Origin of the sequence: Plantactinospora solaniradicis (assembly GCF_042658085.1) — a bacterium.
GTDB lineage: Bacteria > Actinomycetota > Actinomycetes > Mycobacteriales > Micromonosporaceae > Plantactinospora > Plantactinospora solaniradicis.
The window spans coordinates 256,429-273,769 of record NZ_JBHSPR010000017.1; the positions used below are offsets into that span (position 1 = coordinate 256,429).

A 17,341-nucleotide genomic window follows, 5' to 3' on the forward strand; every position below is an offset into this window, starting at 1 on the left:
TCCGCAAGTAGACGAACGACCAGGCGGCAGGGTTTCGACCGTGGCCGAATCGTGACATGCACATGACTGAAAATAGGTGCCCGTTAGAAAGTTTTCGCCCTGATTAGACGGGGATCGGCCGGACAGGATGGCGCACCGGTCCCTCGTGACAGCGTTCGATACATCTGCAAAGGTGGTGGTCGCGTCTGATGACAGTGCCCGCCATGAGCCGGCCTGTTCTGTAACACTTCCACAAAGGAGGAGGACCTTTGAGGAGACGAGTCACGGCCGGCCTGGCAGGTGCCACAGCCGCGCTGTTGGCCGCCAGTGCGGTCGCCGTGCCGGCGTACGGCGCTCCGGCGCCGGCTCCGGCTTCCGTCGATCGGGAGCCCCAGGGAGCGGCCCACCGGGCCGACAACCTGCCCGACCCATTCGCCGAGCAGGAGCGCGAGGTCCGTAAGCAGGCCATCGCCGACCTGATCTCCGGCAAGGCCAAGCTGCAGACCCGGAACGGGTCAAAGGTCATCCAGGTCAAGGCCGACCGGTTCGTCGAGTACCAGCAGCCGCCGAAGGTCGACCCGATCTTCAGCATCCTGGTGGAGTTCGGTAACCAGAAGGACCCGCGTACCGGCGGCACCGACGGCCCGCTGCACAACCAGATCCCCGCGCGGGACCGGGTCTACGACGGCAGCCCGACGGACGACAACAGCACGATCTGGCGTTCCGACTTCAACCGTCAGTCATACATGGACCTCTTCTACAGCACCAAGAAGGAGTCGATGCGGGACTTCTACCTGAAGCAGTCCGGCGGCCGGTACACGGTCGGTGGTGACGTCAGCGACTGGGTCACGGTTCCGTTCAACGAGGCCCGGTACGGCAGCAACGAGATCCCCGAGCGGGACGGCTACTGGGCCTTCGTCAAGGACACCGCCACCGCCTGGTACGAGTCGCAGGTCGCGGCGGGCAAGAGCAACGCCGAAATCCAGACGTACCTGAAGCAGTTCGACATCTGGGACCGGTCCGACTACGACAACGACGGCGACTTCAACGAGCCCGACGGCTACATCGACCACTTCCAGGCGGTGCACGCCGGTGAGGGCGAGGAGGCCGGCGGCGGTGCCCAGGGTGCCGACGCGATCTGGTCGCACCGCTGGTCCGCGTTCACGGACCTGGCGGGCAGCGCCGGACCGGACTTCAACAAGCACGGCGGCGTGCAGATCGGCGACAGCGGGATCTGGATCCGTGACTACACCACGGAGCCGGAGAACGGCGGACTCGGCGTCTTCGCGCACGAGTACGGCCACGACCTCGGCCTGCCCGACCTGTACGACACCCAGGGCGGCGACAACGGCGTCGGGTTCTGGAGCCTCATGGCCTCGGGTTCGTGGTTGAACCACGGCAAGGAGGACATCGGCTCCACCCCGGGGTACATGGACCCGTGGTCGAAGCTGTACCTGGGGTGGCTCAACCACTCGACCGTCGACTGGGACAGCGGTACGACGTACGCGACCCTCGGGGCGGCCGGTGACACCGACGGTCTCGCCCAGGCGGTCGTGGTGAACCTGCCCGACCAGGAGGTCAGCACCGAACTGAACACTCCGTTCGAGGGACAGTACGAGTGGTGGAGCGGCAGCGCCGACGACCTCACGAGCACGCTGGCCCGGCCCCTCGACCTGACCGGAGCCACCACCGCGTCCATCAACGCGAAGGCCTGGTACAACATCGAGGAGGACTTCGACTACCTCTACGCGGAGGTGTCGACGAACGGCGGTTCCACCTGGACCCCGCTGGACCACCCGCTGATCGACGAGCCCGAGGCCGGCGGTGTCCCCGAGAAGGGCATCGACGGCTCCACCGAGGGCGAGTGGATCGACCTCAACTACGACCTGGCGGCGTACGTCGGACAGACCGTCCAGTTCCGCTACCGCTACGCGAGTGACGCCGGAACGAACTTCGAGGGTGCGTTCCTGGACAACGTCTCGCTGGTCAAGAACGGTGCCGCGGTCTGGACCGATGGTGTCGAGACGGTTGACCCGGGCTGGACCGCGGATGGCTTCACCCGGTTCACCGGCAAGATCGTCGAGGAGGTCCCGCAGTTCTACATCGCGGAGTACCGGACCTACTACGGGTACGACAAGACCCTGGAGACCGGCCCCTACAACTTCGGCTGGACGAGCACCAGGCCGGACTTCGTGGAGCGGTTCAAGAACCACCAGGGCCTGCTGGTCTGGTACGTGAACTACGCGTACGACGACAACGACACCATCGACCACCCGGGCTTCGGCCTGAACCTTCCGGTCGACGTCCGGCCGGGTCCGATCACGGTTCCGGGCGTCGGCAACATCACCAACCGGCGGAGCAGCTACGACGCCACGTTCAGCAGGTTCACCAAGCCGGCGCAGACGTTCCACCTGAACGGTGTGCCGACCACGGTGCCGAAGCTGAACCCGGTGACGGTGTTCAACGACTCGCAGCCGGACCGCTACTGGTCCCCGCAGAACCCGATGAACTCGGTCAAGGTGGCCGGCACCGGCACCAAGATCGAACTTCTGCTGGAGAACCGCCTGATCAGCGATCTGGCGATCATCAAGATCACCAACTGATCCGGTAGTCGACACGGTCGGGGCCGGAAGCGCGCAGCGCTTCCGGCCCCGATCCCTTTCCCGCCTCAGAACGCCAGGTCGAGCCAGCCGTACCGGTGCACGCAGGGTGGGCCGGCCGCGATACCGAGCCGCCGGTCGTCCAGATCCAGCAGTACGGAGTAGACCGTCTCGGAGCGCTCCGCCAACGGAACCCGCTCGTCGACGTGCCGACAGATGCTCTGCGGGTGGCTGGCGTGATCCCGGAACAGCGCGACGAGGTCATGCTCGCCCACCTTGCCGACCGCCGCCTTCGGGGCCAGCAGGCGCCGGGCGCGGGCCGACCGGAACAGCGACGATCCGCCCCAGTCCTTGATGGTGTCGTACACCGGCAGCGCCGTCTCCAGATGGTTGGCATGGGTGATCAACCCGTCCACCGGATGTGACCAGCCCACGTCACCGGGCACCATTTCGAGGTCGATCAGCTCGCCGCCCGCCTCGGCCGCCTGCCCCAGCAGCAGGTTGATCGAGCTGTTCCGGGTGCCCCGGCACACCGCCTTCAGCGCCTCGGCCAGACTGTCCGCCTCCAGCGCGGCCCGCAGCAGCACGTGGTACGGCACCCCCGGCTCGACGCCGACGTCGGGAAGCCCGTCCCGGTCGCAGCCGAGCATGTTCACGCAGACTCCGACACCCGCCGAGTTCAGCCCGGTCTTGGCGAGCATTCCCGCCTCGGTCAGGGTCAGCACCGTCAGTCCCCGCTCGTCGCGGGTGGCGAGCAGCAGCATCACGTCCCGCTGGTCGGGGTGCCAGTCCCAGTTCTGTCCGAGCAGCAGGTGGCCGTTGCCGGTGTGCGTACCGAGGACACCGACGGCGGTGCACGCCCCGGCGTTGGCGTCCGGCGGCGGAGCACCGGTCGCCTCGCGTACCCGACGGTTGCCGTAGATCAGCTCGGTACGGGCGTTGAGCGCGTAGAGCTCGTCGACCCGGACGTCGGCCCCCTCGGCGATTCCGTCCAGCATTTCGGCGACCCGGGGATGGTGCCGCCGGGTGGACTCCCGGAATGCGAGCCCCGCGGCACGGACTGCGGCGGCGTCCAGTCCGGCCTCGTCCCGGAACCGGTTCAGGTAGAACTCCAGATTTGCCACGATGAGGTCCCGGGCCGCGGCACCGTAACCCCTGCCGCACTCCGCCGGCCTTCCCTGGACCCGGACCAGGGGCACCGGCAGATCGGGATGGTTGATCCGACGCGCGGAAGTCATGCCAGCACGGTAGCCGGGCCGCGCCCCGACGTCACCGGCAGACCTGATCCCCTAGTCAGGAGCCCCCGGGCTGGCCCCGTCCGAACCCGGGTGATATCCCCGACGATCCCCCGATCCACAGGTCGCGGCGGGCCCTCGTACCGGAGATAGCCCTAGGCTGTGCCACATGAGGGAGCGAATCGGCCGGCTCAGTGGTCACGCTCATGACGACACCGAGCGGAGCGAGGTGGTGGCATGAGCGAGGTCAGTAGGAAGTCCGTCGTCGACGAGTCCTGCGTACTGGTGGACGGGCCGTGGACGCATCGGTTCGTCGGGGCCAACGGCAGCAGGTTCCATGTCGTGGAGGCGGGCAGCGGACCGCTGGTGCTGTTCCTGCACGGCTTTCCCGAGTTCTGGTGGGCCTGGCACGACATGCTGCCGGCCGTGGCCGATGCCGGGTACCGGGCCGTCGCGGTCGACCTGCGCGGTTACGGCGCGAGCGACAAGCCGCCCCGGGGGTACGACGGTTACACCCTCGCCGCAGACGTGGCCGGGCTGATCCGGGCGCTCGGCGAGCGTTCGGCGGTGCTGGTCGGCGCGGGGGCCGGCGGCATGATCGGCTGGACCGCCGCGGCCTTCCACCCGAGTCTGGTCCGCCGGCTCGTGGTCCTCGCGGCCCCGCATCCGCTGCGCCTGCGTGCCGGGATCTTCGCCGACCCGCGCGGCCAGTTCGCGGCGGCGACGCCGACGCTGAAGTTCCAGATCCCTCGCTACGAGCACGTGCTCACCCGGGACGACGCGGCGCTGGTCGGCTACTTCCTACAGCGCTGGGGCGGGCCGGACTGGGTCGGCAGCGCCGGCTTCGACGAGTACGCGGACCGCTGCCGGCAGGCCATGCGGATCCCCCAGGCGGCGTTCTGCGCGATGGAGGGTTACCGGTGGGCCTTCCGCTCGGTGCTCCGCCTGCACGGCTACCGCTTCGTCAAGCTCATGCAGGAGCCACTGGTCACCCCGACCCTGCAACTGCACGGCGAGCTGGACCGGGCCTCGCTGCCGCGTACCGCCCAGGGCTCCAGCCGCTATGTCCGGGCGCCGTACGAGTGGCGCCTGCTCGACGGAGTCGGCCACTTCCCGCACGTCGAGGCGACCGATCTGGTGCTCGGCGAGGTGCTCCGGTGGGCGAAGTCCTGAGCCGCCGGGCTGGTCAGGCCCGGTTCTCGCGCAGGTCGGTGACCTCCGCCACCGGCGCCCAGCCCTGGTAGACCCCGAAGTCGAACGCCTCCAGCCCCATCGCCTCGGCGACCGGCCAACGGCCCCCCGTGTACTCGACCCGGAGCCAGTTGTCGTGCCGGGCGAGCACGATGAACGGCTGGCCCTGCCAGGAGCATCTGGTCCGGACGTAGACCAGTTCGGCGACCTCGGCCGCCGCCACCACTGCGCGAAACCGGCCGGGCCGGACCTCCTCGAAGCCCTCACCCGGCTCCGGCTGGTAGAGCCGTACCTCGTCACCGGCCGGACTGGCTTCGTACTCCTGCCCACGCCACTGGGCGACGTAGCCGTCGCGCATCAGTCCTCCTCGGCCCGACGCCAGACGGGTACGTCGCAGTCCAGGGTCGCGATCAGCCGCTCCGTGCCGTCGACATCGATCCGCCAGAGCTGGGTGTCGTGCGGCAGCCGAACGCTGTCCACCTTGAACTCCGCCACCACGTCGCTGCTCTCTCCCGGCGCGAAGCCGTTGCCCCGGAAGGGCGGTCGTTCGATCACCCATCCCTCCATCGCCCGCATGGCGGCCTCGCTCTGCCCCCCGTACGGGATCCGGTAGAGGCTGGGCCGGTAGGCGGGCCAGCGGAGCACGTAGATCTCGTCGGCGTCGCGGACGAACGGGGAGCCTGGGTAGCCGAGCCCGAGCGCGCCGTAGAACTTGGCCGGCGTACGCAGGTGGGCGACCTCGGACGCGCGGTGCACGAAGCCCGACACCCGGTCGTAGCCCCGGTCGAGATAGTAGGAGAGCTGGCTCGGGGCGATCGTCTTCTGCATCATGGTCGGCCGTCCCGGGTCCTCCCGGGCGGGCGCGTACGTCGACCGTGGCGCCTCCTCCTCGGTCGGCGCCGGCTGCGTCTGCTCTGCGGTATCGGTGTCGTCGCCGAGACCCACCTCGGCGGCCCAGTTCGCCAGCGCGACGATCTGTCCACCGGGCAACTTGGCCCCCACCGGCGTTCCCGGGTTCACCGCGAACGACCACGCGTCGTCGGGCCACCGCCGGATCAACTGGGCGAATTTCACCGCGACCGTCTCGACCGGCGTCGGGAGGTGGTCCCCGAGCCGCTCCGGCGAGGTGAACACGACGACGTACGTCTCCCCGTCCAGCGCCTCCGTACGCCACCGGAAGCCGTCGTCCCCGGGGCGGGCGCCCGGTGCCGAGCGTATGTCGACCGGCAGCAGCACCTTGGCGAGCAGCAGGGTGGAGAGGAACGTGTCGGTGCTGCCGTCGCCGGCCGCGTCGAGCAGACTCCGCTCCACGTCGTTGGCCGGTACGAAATCGGCCGGAAGCCGACCGGCGGGGGCCGGATCGGCGGCGGACTCCGGTTGGGCGGGAGCCGGATCGGCGGACGGGGGTTGGGCGGGGACCGTCTCGCTCGGAATCCGCTCGGTGACCGGATCCGGATCCGTGGCGACCGGGGGATCGAAGGCGGCCGGCGGATCGAAGGCGGCCGGCTCGGCGGGACCCGAGCTGGTGAAGATCGACTCGGTGCGGGTCGGCTCGCTGGCCACCGGGCCCGTGACGATCGGCTCGGTGCGGGCCGACTCGGTGGGCGTCGATTCGGTGTGTGTCGGACCGGCTGGCATCCGGCCGGTGGGAAACGCGTCGTAGGCGGTCGTCCTACGCTCCGACGAGCCGCCGGACCACGAATCGCCGACCGGCTGCCGGGAGACGGGAGTGAACAGGGACGCCTCGGTGTGCTGAGCCGTCGGCGTCCAGGGTTCCGGTGCCCGGATCTCGGCCGGCGGGGCCTGCGGTGTGTGCCCTGCCGGCGCCGGCTCGTCGGTCGTCCGGGGTGCGGCCGATGCGGCGATCGGCACCGTCGCCTGCTGGTCCGTCGCCTGGCCGCCCGGACCGTTCCAGGCCGGCGGTGGGCTGGCCGACGCCGCGCCGGACAGCGCCGCGGAATCGCCGGCGCGTGTCGACGACTCGGCCGGAGCCGTCGGGCCGCCGTTCGCGGCCTTCGCCCCGCCGAGCCGTCCCGGACCGGCGGGAGTCATCCAGCCGGCCGAGGTGTCCTCCGAGATCTGGCTGCCGAAGTCGTTGCTCCGGTCGCCGCGATCCGGCGTCGGTGCGATCACCGGCACGGTGGCGGGCGGACCACTCGACGGCGCCGGCGCCGGCTCCGACTGCTCCACCAGCGCGGAGAACCGGGTCGGCTCCGGCTCCGCCAGCGAGGAGAACCGTGCCGGCTCCACCGGTGAGGAGAATCCCGTCGGCTCCGCGTGTGAGGAGAACCGCGTCGGATCGACGCCCGACGAGAACGACTCGGGTTCGACGGGCGACGAGAACGACGCCGGGTCGACGGGCGACGAGAACGACGTCGACTCGACAACCGACGAGAACGACGCCGACCCGGCGGCGGGGGAGAACGACGTTGGCTCGGCGGCCGACGGGAACGACGCCGGGTCGGCCGGCGACGAGTACGAGGCCACCGGCTCCCTTGACGGCTCCGCTGGCCGGAACGGCGCGGCAGGGGGCCTCGACGGCTCCGCTCTCGGGAACGGGGCGGCAGGCGTCCTCGGCGGCTCCGGGCGCGGTGACGCCTCCGGCTCCGGCCGGGACGGCGCTTCCGGCACTGGACGCCGGGGCACGGATGCCGTCGCCCGCGCCCGCGCCGCCCGCTCGACCTGCTCCAGCCGGGCCCGGGCGCCCATGCTGCGGCCGGGCAGCCGTACGTCGCCACGGGAGAGCTGGGAGACGAACCAGGCGGGCAGGTAGCCCTCGATCGGCAGTCCGGGATTGACCGCGAGCCACCACTCCGGGTTGGGCCAGCCGGTGGCCAGTTCGGCGTACGGCGCCCGTCGGGTGGACCCCGCGTTCTCGGCGAGGCAGGCGTGCAGGGCGGAGGTGGACGTGAATGCCAGCACGTGGGTCCGGCCGCCGGTGGTCCAGGTGCCCCAGCCCATCGGGGCGCGGCCGGCGAGCGCGTCGGCGGAGACCGGCAGCAGAAGATCGGTACGCGCCAGAATACGGAAATAGAGTTCCTGGTCACCCGCCCGCAGTGCGTCCCGCATCGCGGCCTCGGTCTCGGTGGCCGGCTCCCATTCGGTCACGGCCACCTCCCTTTCGCCGAACAGGCCACAAGCATCGCGTACAACCTACAAGGTAGGTGCAAGATCACAATGGTTGGCTGGCGGTGGATGCCATGTCCGGCGATCCACCGATAGCATCCGGTGGGCGGATCCGAACCGAATGCGAACCGACCCAATGGCGGACCGACCCGATTCGGAGGCGAGCGATGCCTGGCCGGAGAATACGACTCACGCTGGTTGGCGTCGTCATCGCGGTGGCGGTGCCGCCGATCGCGCCCGGGCCCGCCGTCGCGGCGCCCCTGCCACCAGCGGCGGCGCGACTCGCGGTGCCCGGCTGTGACGACACCGGCCCGCCGCCCAAACCCGTCACGGCCGTGCCGTGGGCTCAGAAGCGGTACGCCCTGGAACGGCTCGCCCCGCTGGCCACCGGAGCCCAGGTGACGGTCGCGGTGATCGACTCCGGCGTCGACGACACGCACCCCCAGTTGCGGAGCCGGATTCTCTCCGGGCGGGACTACCTCGACCCCGGTCTCGACGGGACCCGGGACTGTGTCAGTCACGGCACCGGTGTGGCGAGCATCATCGCGGCGACCTCCAGCCGGGGCGTCGGCTTCCGCGGGCTCGCACCACAGGTGAAGATCCTGCCGGTCCGGGTCAGCGAACAGAAGGTCATCGAAGGCAAGGAATCGGGCAGATACGTAGGTGTCGCGAAGTTCGCCGAGTCCATCCGGTGGGCGGTCGACAACGGCGCGGACGTGATCAACCTCTCGATCGTCTTCTACAAGGACAACGCCCTGCTGAAGAGCGCGATCGAGTACGCCCTCGACAAGGACGTCGTGGTGGTGGGCGCCGCCGGCAACCAGAACGCGGAGGGCAACCCCACGCCGTACCCGACGGCGTACGAAGGGGTGATCGGGGTCGGCTCAGTCGACGAGGCCGGCCAGGTCTCGGCCTTCTCCCAGCGGGGGCCCTGGGTCGACCTGGTCGCCCCGGGCGCGAAGGTGCTGGTGGCTACCCCGGAGCAGGGGCACAAGGAAGACAACGGCACCAGTTTCGCCACACCCTTCGTGGCCGGCACCGCTGCCCTGATCCGGCAGTACTGGCCGGACCTGAACGCGCGTCAGGTGGCCCAACGCCTCGTCGCCACCACCGATCCCGCGCCGGGTACCGACCGCGACGCCTACGGCGCCGGGATCCTCAACCCGTATCGGGCGGTCACCGAGACGGCGGCGCCGGCCCGGCAACCCGCGGCGGCGGGGCTTCCGCCGCGCCAGATCGATCCGGAGGAGGTCGCGCGAGCGGAGCGTCGCTCGGTGACCCAGGAGCGGGCGCTGTGGGTCGCCGGCCTCGCTGGTGCCGTGGCCGTGATCGCCTTGCTGCTCGCCGTCGTACTACCCCGTGGCGCACGCCGCCGCTGGCGCCCCGCCGGTCCGGTGTGACCGCCACCCGCCCGGCCTGGCCGCATCCCGTGCCGAATGGCACGGCTGGGCGGCACGGGCACGGGCACGGGCTGAGCTGGGCTGGGCGCGGGCTGGAGAACAAAAGCAGGTGCCCCGGGCGCCACGCGGAGAGCGTGGCGGCCCGGGGCAACCTGGATGATGCGAAACGGCCCTACTGGAACAGGCCGGTGTTCTTCTTTTCCGTGCTGAGGTAGTCCGCAGCGGACTCGTCCAGCGCCATCTTGATGTCCCGCAGCATGTTCTGCAGGTCCATCGATGCCTGGCGCCACCTCGCCTGCCGAACCGCGTACGCCTCTTTGGCCTCGCCCTCCCAGGTGGAGACGAGCGGCGCAGCGTCCTGCTCCAGCTGGTCCAGCTGCGAGTCGAGCGTGTTCAGCGCCTTTTGGATGTCCGCGCTTGCCTGCTGCAGCGCGGGAAATTGGACGACAAGAAGGCCGTCACCCATCGGATCTTCCCTCCCCAGAGGATCAGAGCGGCAGTGAAAGGCCGCCGGTGTTGGTCGCTGACATCCGGCTCGACGCCTCGGTGTCGGACGCGTCGTACTGCGTACCGGAGGTACGGATCGCGCTAGCGGTCTCGCGCAGCGCACGGTGGATCGTGTCCTGGTCCTGCCGCCACTGCTGCTTGACCGTCTCGAACGAGCGGCCACCAGCGCCCTTCCACGCGCTCTGCAGCACCTCGAGCTCACTCATCAGGCTGGTGAGCATGCTTTGCAGCGACTGGTCGACCTGCTCGAACTTCTGGGCGGTCTGCTGCATCACTGCGGCTTCTGCCTGCGTCTGAGACACCCCGGAAGTCACCCCGCTCCCTCAATCGTCGTAAACCCCGAGACGCCCATTGTGGACCCCCCGGTCGTGTCCGCCACCTCTGTGGGTCGCGGCACAGCATGGCAAATTACTCCCGTAGCCGACGGTAGCGGGCCGAGGCAAGGCTTGGATACCCCCTCGGCGGCCCTGTGGACAAACCCGCGCTGCCAGAGCCACGGGTCGGTCGCTCGCCACCGGCGGCCGCCGATCGATTCTCCGAACTCTGCCCCTCACCCACCACCACTTATCCCGAGGACGCCGGATTGCGCGCCTTCTCGGGGTCCAACGCGGGCCCCTGCGGGATGAGCGACACCAGATTCGCCGGCATCCTTACCCGCTTGGCGCTGGCGTACCCCAGATTGCCGAGCACCTCGGCGCTGGTCACCGGATGACGCCGCCCCTGGTCGGTGACGACGGAGATCGCGCCCCCGGTCGCTCCGGGCGCGGCGGCGGCCTCGACCACGACGCCGCGGCCGGCCTCCAGCACCACCTGGTCGGCGAGCGCACCACCCTGTGGCGACTGTGCGGTGGTCGGGGGCGGGTCAGCTACTTTGGACAGATCCGCGCCGACCCTGATGTTCTGCACCCCACGGTCGTCCGGCACGTCACCGCAGACCACACCACCCTCGGTCGCCGCCATCTTCGGCGTGCTCCGCGGCGCCGCCGCGTCGTCCGTCGGCAACAGGTCGCCCCGCTTCCGGGCGGACCCGAAGTCACCCTGGGACATGTTGATGGCGTCGTCCTGCAACTTGAGGTCGGTGAGCAACAAGTTGGCCTGCAACTCGGTGATGTTGTAGAGGCCGTCCCGCTTGGCGACGACGAACTGGCCGCCGCCACCCTGGCGGTTGACCTCGAAGACCTGGCCGATCTGCGCGCCGGGCACCTCGTCGGACGGCTGCCCCGCGTCGGAGATGTCTATCTTCTTCAGGTCCGCCCCGGCGGGCAGCGCGTTGAGCAGGGCCGGTGCCACCGCCACCTTCCGCTCGCCGCCCCAGGTCAGCGCGTCGAGCACCAGTGACACGTCCCGGATCTTGTACCGGCGGTTGTGCCAGAGCAGGTACAACTCGCCGTTGGGATGTTGGGCGAGCACACCCTCGTCGCCCAGCGACCGACCGCCGGGCGCCGACGTCCCGATCAGCAACGTCGACCGCGGGCTGGCGTCGGAACGCTCTGCGGAGCAGACCGTCCACTCGTTGCCGATGAGACGGTTGGTCGGGGGCAACGACTCGGGCAGGTCGCGGATGCCCAGCAGCACACCGCGCGGCTCGCCCTCCAGCGACTTGCGCGACACCGAGACGGTCTTCGGTCCGGAGCTGCCGATGATGAGCAGCGCGGACGCGTAGTTGAGCACCGGGTGCAGCTTGTTCTCGTAATAGACGTACTGCGCGCCCGACTCCTTCTCGACGATCACCGCCGACTGGTTCTTCCACTTGGTGGCACCACCACCGAGGAACACGCCTACCACCACCGAGCCACCCACCGCGATCAGCGCGATCAGCACGCTGGCCAGGGTCGCCCCGGCCGCGCGCCGGAACGGCGACTGCGCGGGATCGGTCTCGCGCATCACCAGCGCGCCCACCACTCGCTGCACCATGAACTGGTACGAGTGCAACTGGTCCTGCCGCGATGGCATGCGGGCCCCCTCTCCGGTTGGTCCGGCCCATACGATAGGCCCCTGAGCGAATTGCGGGGGGCGGGCCCACGGGCGACGCCCATCCAGGGGAGGCTATCGCGGTGACGGTAACTGCGGCAGACAACAGGGCCCGGTCCGTCGTGCCCGGAGGCAGCCGGATCGACCGGTCGGTACCGGCGCCACTGCCGGCTTCGTCCACGCCGACCCGTTCCGGCCTGCTCGGCGTACGGGCGGGTCAGATCGTGGCGGCACAGGTGGCGATCGCGCTGCTGATCGCCGCCTCCGGCTACGGCCCACTGGCGGTGGTCGGCGCCGCACTGGTCGCCGCCGTGGTGGTGCTGCTGACCTGGATCCGGCTGCGCCGACGCTGGCTGTTCGAGTGGATCGGCATCGGCATGCGGTATTCGGCCCGACAGCGGAACCTGCCGCCGTCGGCCGCACCGGAAGCCCTGCTCGACCTGGTCAACCCCGGTGCCACTGTGGTTCCCGCCGATCTGGCCGGCGACGCGGCGTCAATGATCAGCGACGCCTACGGCCTGACCGCGGTGCTGGAACTCGGCGACCAGGTCGGCATGCTCACCGACGCCTCGCAGGCGCTGCTCTCGCCGGCCAGCCTGCTTCCGGCGCCGACCGCGGAGACTCCGCCGATGCGGGTCCAACTGCTCCTGACCGGCGCGCCGGCGCCGACGCTGAGCGCCGGCGGCGGCACGCCCGCCACGTCGTACCGGCAGCTCACCGACGGGCGGCTGCTCGGGCACGAGCGGGCGCTGCTCGCCGTACGGGTGCTGCGCGCCGACGGCTGGTCCGACGAGGACCTGCGCCGGGCCCTGTCCAGCGCGGTACGCAAGGTGCGCCGCCGTCTCGCCCCGGTACCGACCCGGGCGCTCGGCGAACGCGCCGCGCTCGGGGTACTGGCGGAGACGGTGCACCACGACGGCGTGCAGCCCGGCCGGGAGAACTGGCAGGGCGTACAGCTCGGCGGACTGGTGCAGACCACCTTCCGGCTGCGTCGCTGGCCGGACCTGCGGACCGAGGCCGGCCGGCGGTTCGTGCCCCGGCTGCTCTCGCTGCCGGCCACGGCGACCACGGTGTCGGTCAGCGCCGGACCGTGGGCGGGTGCCGGCACCGACAACATCCGGGTGGACGTGACGGTACGGCTGGCCGCCAACACCGCACCCGCGCTGACCACCGCCGTCCAGGCCCTACGCCGGATGCTCTCGGCGGAGCACGCCGGAGCCCGCCGGCTCGACGGCGAACAACTCGACGGTGTAGCGGCCACCCTGCCGCTGGGGGTGCTCGGCGCCGGCCCGACCGCTCCGGCGGCGGCCACCACCCTGCCCGCGTCCTCTGTGGACGCGCTGGACCTGCCGATCGGCTCGGCCGGACTGATGATCGGCGCCAACCGACACGGCTCGGCGGTGGTCGCCCGGCTGTTCCGCGCCGAGACCACCCGGGTGGTCCTGATCGGCGGCGTCCGGGCCGCACAGCTCATCGCGCTGCGGGCGATGGCGCTCGGCGCCCGGATCGTCGTACAGACCGCCCGGCCGCGCGCCTGGGAACCGTTCGTCCGGGGCGCCAGCGGACCGGGGGCACCGATCGCCGTCATCCCACCGGGCCGTCCGATCGGCGGCGCGCCCGGCACCCAGTTGCAGCCGCTGCTGGTCGTGGTCGACGTCGGACCGGTCGCCGCCGACTCGCAGCCCGGACCGGGCTGGCAGGCCAGCCTGGTGGTCCGGGACGAGTTGGCCCCGGTCGACGTCGACGCCGTCTCCCGGGCCGACCTGGTGGTGCTGCAACCGCTACGGCCGCACGAGGCCCAGCTCGCCGGCATGGCGCTCGGTCTCGGGGACTCGGCGGACTGGCTGACCCGGATCCGGGCCGACATGGTCGGGGTGATCAACCGCCGGGTGCTGCGCTGGGCGCTGCTCTCGGCCACGCCCATCGAGACCCAGTTGATCGGTCCGCCGGCCCGGTTCTGAGCGTGGCGGCCCGGTTCTGACCGCGGCGCGGCCCGGTTCTGAGCGTCGCGGCCCGCATCCGCGCCACCGCCGCCGACCCCGGACCGGTGACCACTTGTCGAGAATTGGCTCGGGGCCACCGGGCCGGCCGGGGATAACGTCACGGCGTGCTGGCCATGACACGAGACGACGGGTACGAACTCTCCGGCGACCGCCTTCGCCTGGATTTCGACCGGGTGCACCACTGGCTCTCCACCGACGCCTACTGGGCGCTGGGCCGTCCCCGGGACGTGCTGCTGCGGGCGATCGACGGCTCCACGGTCTACGGGGTGTACGCCCCGGACGACGGAGCCCAGGTGGCGTTCGCCCGGGTGGTGACGGACGGGGCGACCTTCGCCTGGCTCTGCGACGTGTACGTGGACCCGGCCCGGCGGGGTCATGGGCTGGGCCGCTGGATGGTCGGCGCCATCCGGGACGACCTGGCCGAGCGGGGCGTACGGCGGATCCTGCTCGCCACCCTGGACGCGCACGGCGTGTACACGCCGGTGGGCTTCGCCCCGTTGGCCGAGCCGACCCGCTGGATGGAGCTGGACCAGCGGGGATCGCAGGTGACCCCGCTCACGAGAAAGGGGCTCGATCCCGAAGGACCCCTTACGGTTAGGTCATGAACCAGGTGCGGCGCGGATACCTCTACGGGCTCGGCGCGTACACCCTGTGGGGTTTCTTTCCGCTCTACATCCGGCTGCTCAAGCCGGCCGGGCCGATCGAGATCCTGGCCCACCGGGTGGTCTGGTCGGTGGTGTTCGTCGCGCTGGTGCTGGCGGTGGCCCGCAACTGGGGTTTCCTGCGGGGCCTGCTCCGCCGGCCGAGCGCGCTCGCCGGGGTCGTACTCGCCGCCGCGCTGATCGCGGTCAACTGGGGCACCTACATCTACGGCGTGAACTCGGAACGGGTCGTCGAGACCGCGCTGGGCTACTTCATCAACCCGCTCGTCGTCGTCCTGCTCGGGGTCACCGTGTTGGGAGAGCGGCTGCGGGTGGGCCAGTGGGTCGCGCTCGGCATCGGCGCTGTGGCGGTGGCGGTGCTGGCACTCGACTACGGCCGGCTGCCGTACCTGGCCCTCACCCTGGCCCTCAGCTTCGGCGGCTACAGCCTGGTGAAGAAGCGGCTCGGGCTGCCCGCCGCCGAGGGCATGTTCGTCGAGTCGGCCGTGCTCGCGCTGCCCGCGCTCGGCTACCTCGGCTGGCTCACCTGGCGATCCGACTCCACCTTCGGCCAGGTCTCCGCCGGACACACCACGCTGCTGGTCCTGGCCGGCGCCGCGACCGCGATCCCGCTGCTGCTCTTCGCGGGCGCGGCGAACCGGCTTCCGCTGACCGGGCTGGGCATGTTGCAGTACCTGGCACCGATTCTCCAGCTCGGCTTCGGCGTACTGGTCTTCCACGAGCCGATGCCGCCGGCCCGGCTGGCCGGGTTCGCGCTGGTCTGGCTGGCCCTGGTGGTCTTCACCGTCGACGGGATCCGGCAGGTCCGCCGGTCCCGCAGCGCCCTGCTGGCCGCCACCGCCGAGCCCGCCGCCGCCACCGCCGCCCGCTGACCCGAGTCAACACCCGACGGCGGCAGTCGCCGCTGCTCGCGGGGTTGGCCGAAAACGGCACCGAACAAGCTGTACAAGCGGATTCCACTTCGCGCTCAGCATCTCGCCACCGGTCGGTCATCCACGCACGACTTTATGATCAACGACTTGCAGGCGACACCTGGCGTGGAAGGAAACCTGCCCATGATCAAAGAAGAGGTACCCCGATCAGCGGCGCGGGTGGCCCGTCGGCGTTTCCTGACTCTCACCGGTGCCGCGACGGCGGTCGCCTTCGCCACCAACCTGCCCGGCGGGTCGACCGCGAACGCCGGCACCGGCTCGCTGCCCGACGATCCGTTCACCCTCGGCGTCGCCTCCGGTGACCCGCTGCCGGAGGCGGTGGTCATCTGGACCCGCCTGGCGCCGCGCCCGTACGAGCCGCTGGGCGGGATGCCGTACCACGCGGTGTCGGTGCAGTGGCAGGTGGCGACCGACGAACGGTTCCGCCGGATCGTGCGCTCCGGCACGGCGTCGGCAAAGCCGGAGTACAGCTACAGCGTGCACGTGGACGTCCGGGGCCTGGAGCCGGGCCGGCACTACTGGTACCGCTTCAAGGTGGGCCGGTACCTGAGCCCGGTCGGCCGTACCCGGACCGCGCCGGCACCGTGGCAGCGGGTCGACCAGCTCTCCTTCGCGGTCGCCTCCTGCCAGTCCTGGCCGGACGGTTACTACACGGCGCACCGGCACATCGCCGCGGAGGACGTCGACGCCGTGCTGTTCCTCGGCGACTACCTCTACGAGTACGGCATCTCCACGGCCGGCGGGCTGCGCTACGTCACCGAGCCGGTGCCGAGCCAGTTCCGTACCGAGGCCGACACGCTGGACCGGTACCGGTTGCAGTACGCGCTCTACAAGTCCGACCCCGATCTACAGGCGGCGCACCAGAACGCGCCGTGGATCTCGACCTGGGACGACCACGAGGTCCAGGACAACTACGCGAACCTGACGTCCCGGACCAACGCTCCGGTCGAGGACTTCCTGGTCCGTCGGGCCAGCGCCTACCGGGCGTACTGGGAGCACATGCCGCTGCGTACGCCGGCACCCCGGGGCCCGAACTACATGCTGTACCGGCGGCTGCGGTTCGGTCGACTGGCCGAGGTGAGCGTGCTGGACACCCGCCAGTACCGCTCCGACCAGGCCGACGGTGACGGCTGGAAGGTCGACTCGGCGGTACGCCGCGACCCCGCCCGGGTGCTGGCCGGCGCCCAGCAGCGCCAGTGGCTGCTCGACGGCGTACGCGGGTCGCACGCGACCTGGAACCTGCTGGCCAACCAGGTGATCATGAGTCGGATGGATCTCGACCCCACGGCCGGGAACCTGTACAACATGGACGCCTGGGACGGTTACGGCGCCGAGCAGCAGCAGGTGCTCGACGGGCTGGCCGCACTGCGCGGGCGCAACCCGGTCGTCCTCACCGGCGACGTGCACGCCGCGTACGCCCTGGACATGAAGCGCGACTTCGCCGACCCCGCCTCGCAGACCTTCGGGGTGGAACTGGTCGCGACCTCGATCAGCAGCGGCGGGAACGGCCAGGAGGTCTCCGCCAACGGGCAGAAGTTCCTCGACGGCAACCCGCACCTGAAGCTGGTCAACGAGCGTCGCGGGTACATCGTCGTGCGGCTGCGCCAGCACGAACTGCGGGCTGACTATCGGGTGGTGCCGTACATCGACCGGATCGGCGCGCCGATCTCCACCGTCAAGTCGTTCGTCGTCGAGGCCGGCAACCCCGGCCTGAACCCGGTATGAGAGGGGTAGC

13 protein-coding genes are annotated in these 17,341 nt (G+C 70.7%); 7 read left to right on the forward strand and 6 right to left on the reverse strand.

Features of this window, described 5'->3' with window-relative positions; translation table 11 throughout:
* Positions 1-248: 248 nt before the first annotated feature.
* Positions 249-2,582, forward strand: a complete 2,334-nt coding sequence (locus tag ACFP2T_RS20880) for an immune inhibitor A domain-containing protein (protein WP_377424295.1) — start codon at positions 249-251, stop codon at positions 2,580-2,582.
* A 65-nt stretch (positions 2,583-2,647) separates the two neighbouring features.
* Here ACFP2T_RS20880 and ACFP2T_RS20885 read toward each other — a convergent pair whose 3' ends face one another.
* A complete protein-coding gene (locus ACFP2T_RS20885) occupies positions 2,648-3,817 on the reverse strand; it encodes a C45 family autoproteolytic acyltransferase/hydolase (RefSeq protein ID WP_377424296.1) in 1,170 nt (389 codons plus the stop codon).
* A gap of 234 nt (positions 3,818-4,051) precedes the next feature.
* On the opposite strand from ACFP2T_RS20885, the gene ACFP2T_RS20890 reads away from it, so the two are divergent.
* On the forward strand, positions 4,052-4,987 hold the full coding sequence (locus ACFP2T_RS20890; protein WP_377424297.1) for an alpha/beta fold hydrolase: 936 nt from the start codon (positions 4,052-4,054) through the stop codon (positions 4,985-4,987).
* Between the two features lie 13 nt (positions 4,988-5,000).
* On the opposite strand, the gene ACFP2T_RS20895 is transcribed toward ACFP2T_RS20890, so the two are convergent.
* Both ACFP2T_RS20895 and ACFP2T_RS20900 read right to left on the reverse strand, forming a co-directional pair.
* Complete coding sequence (locus ACFP2T_RS20895; protein ID WP_377424517.1) at positions 5,001-5,366, reverse strand: hypothetical protein; 366 nt, start codon at positions 5,364-5,366, stop codon at positions 5,001-5,003.
* The gene (locus tag ACFP2T_RS20900; protein WP_377424298.1) at positions 5,363-8,113 is read right to left on the reverse strand and encodes an SseB family protein; all 2,751 of its coding nucleotides are present in this window, start codon (positions 8,111-8,113) and stop codon (positions 5,363-5,365) included. The genes ACFP2T_RS20895 and ACFP2T_RS20900 overlap by 4 nt, the downstream gene beginning before the upstream one ends.
* 185 nt (positions 8,114-8,298) lie before the next feature.
* Here ACFP2T_RS20900 and mycP point away from each other — a divergent pair, with 185 nt between their 5' ends.
* Positions 8,299-9,531 (forward strand): type VII secretion-associated serine protease mycosin, encoded by a 1,233-nt coding sequence (mycP, locus tag ACFP2T_RS20905; RefSeq protein WP_377424299.1) that lies wholly within the window; start codon positions 8,299-8,301, stop codon positions 9,529-9,531.
* Positions 9,532-9,703: 172 nt separating this feature from the next.
* On the opposite strand, the gene ACFP2T_RS20910 is transcribed toward mycP, so the two are convergent.
* From ACFP2T_RS20910 to eccB, 3 genes are all read right to left on the reverse strand, one after another.
* Positions 9,704-9,997 carry a WXG100 family type VII secretion target gene (locus ACFP2T_RS20910; protein ID WP_377424300.1) on the reverse strand — a complete coding sequence of 98 codons (294 nt, stop codon included), beginning with the start codon at positions 9,995-9,997 and terminating at the stop codon, positions 9,704-9,706.
* 22 nt (positions 9,998-10,019) lie between these two features.
* Positions 10,020-10,340, reverse strand: coding sequence for a WXG100 family type VII secretion target (locus ACFP2T_RS20915; protein WP_377424519.1), 321 nt, complete (start codon positions 10,338-10,340; stop codon positions 10,020-10,022).
* Between the two features lie 262 nt (positions 10,341-10,602).
* Positions 10,603-11,991 carry a type VII secretion protein EccB gene (gene eccB / locus ACFP2T_RS20920; RefSeq protein ID WP_377424302.1) on the reverse strand — a complete coding sequence of 463 codons (1,389 nt, stop codon included), beginning with the start codon at positions 11,989-11,991 and terminating at the stop codon, positions 10,603-10,605.
* Positions 11,992-12,092: 101 nt separating this feature from the next.
* Here eccB and eccE point away from each other — a divergent pair, with 101 nt between their 5' ends.
* From eccE to ACFP2T_RS20940, 4 genes are all read left to right on the forward strand, one after another.
* Entirely contained in the window at positions 12,093-13,970 is a 1,878-nt protein-coding gene (gene eccE, locus ACFP2T_RS20925; protein ID WP_377424304.1) for a type VII secretion protein EccE, read from the forward strand.
* Positions 13,971-14,116: 146 nt separating this feature from the next.
* Complete coding sequence (locus tag ACFP2T_RS20930) at positions 14,117-14,617, forward strand: GNAT family N-acetyltransferase (RefSeq protein WP_377424305.1); 501 nt, start codon at positions 14,117-14,119, stop codon at positions 14,615-14,617.
* A complete protein-coding gene (gene rarD, locus ACFP2T_RS20935; protein WP_377424306.1) occupies positions 14,614-15,546 on the forward strand; it encodes an EamA family transporter RarD in 933 nt (310 codons plus the stop codon). The genes ACFP2T_RS20930 and rarD overlap by 4 nt, the downstream gene beginning before the upstream one ends.
* A 183-nt stretch (positions 15,547-15,729) precedes the next feature.
* The gene (locus ACFP2T_RS20940; RefSeq protein ID WP_377424308.1) at positions 15,730-17,331 is read left to right on the forward strand and encodes an alkaline phosphatase D family protein; all 1,602 of its coding nucleotides are present in this window, start codon (positions 15,730-15,732) and stop codon (positions 17,329-17,331) included.
* Positions 17,332-17,341: the final 10 nt, after the last annotated feature.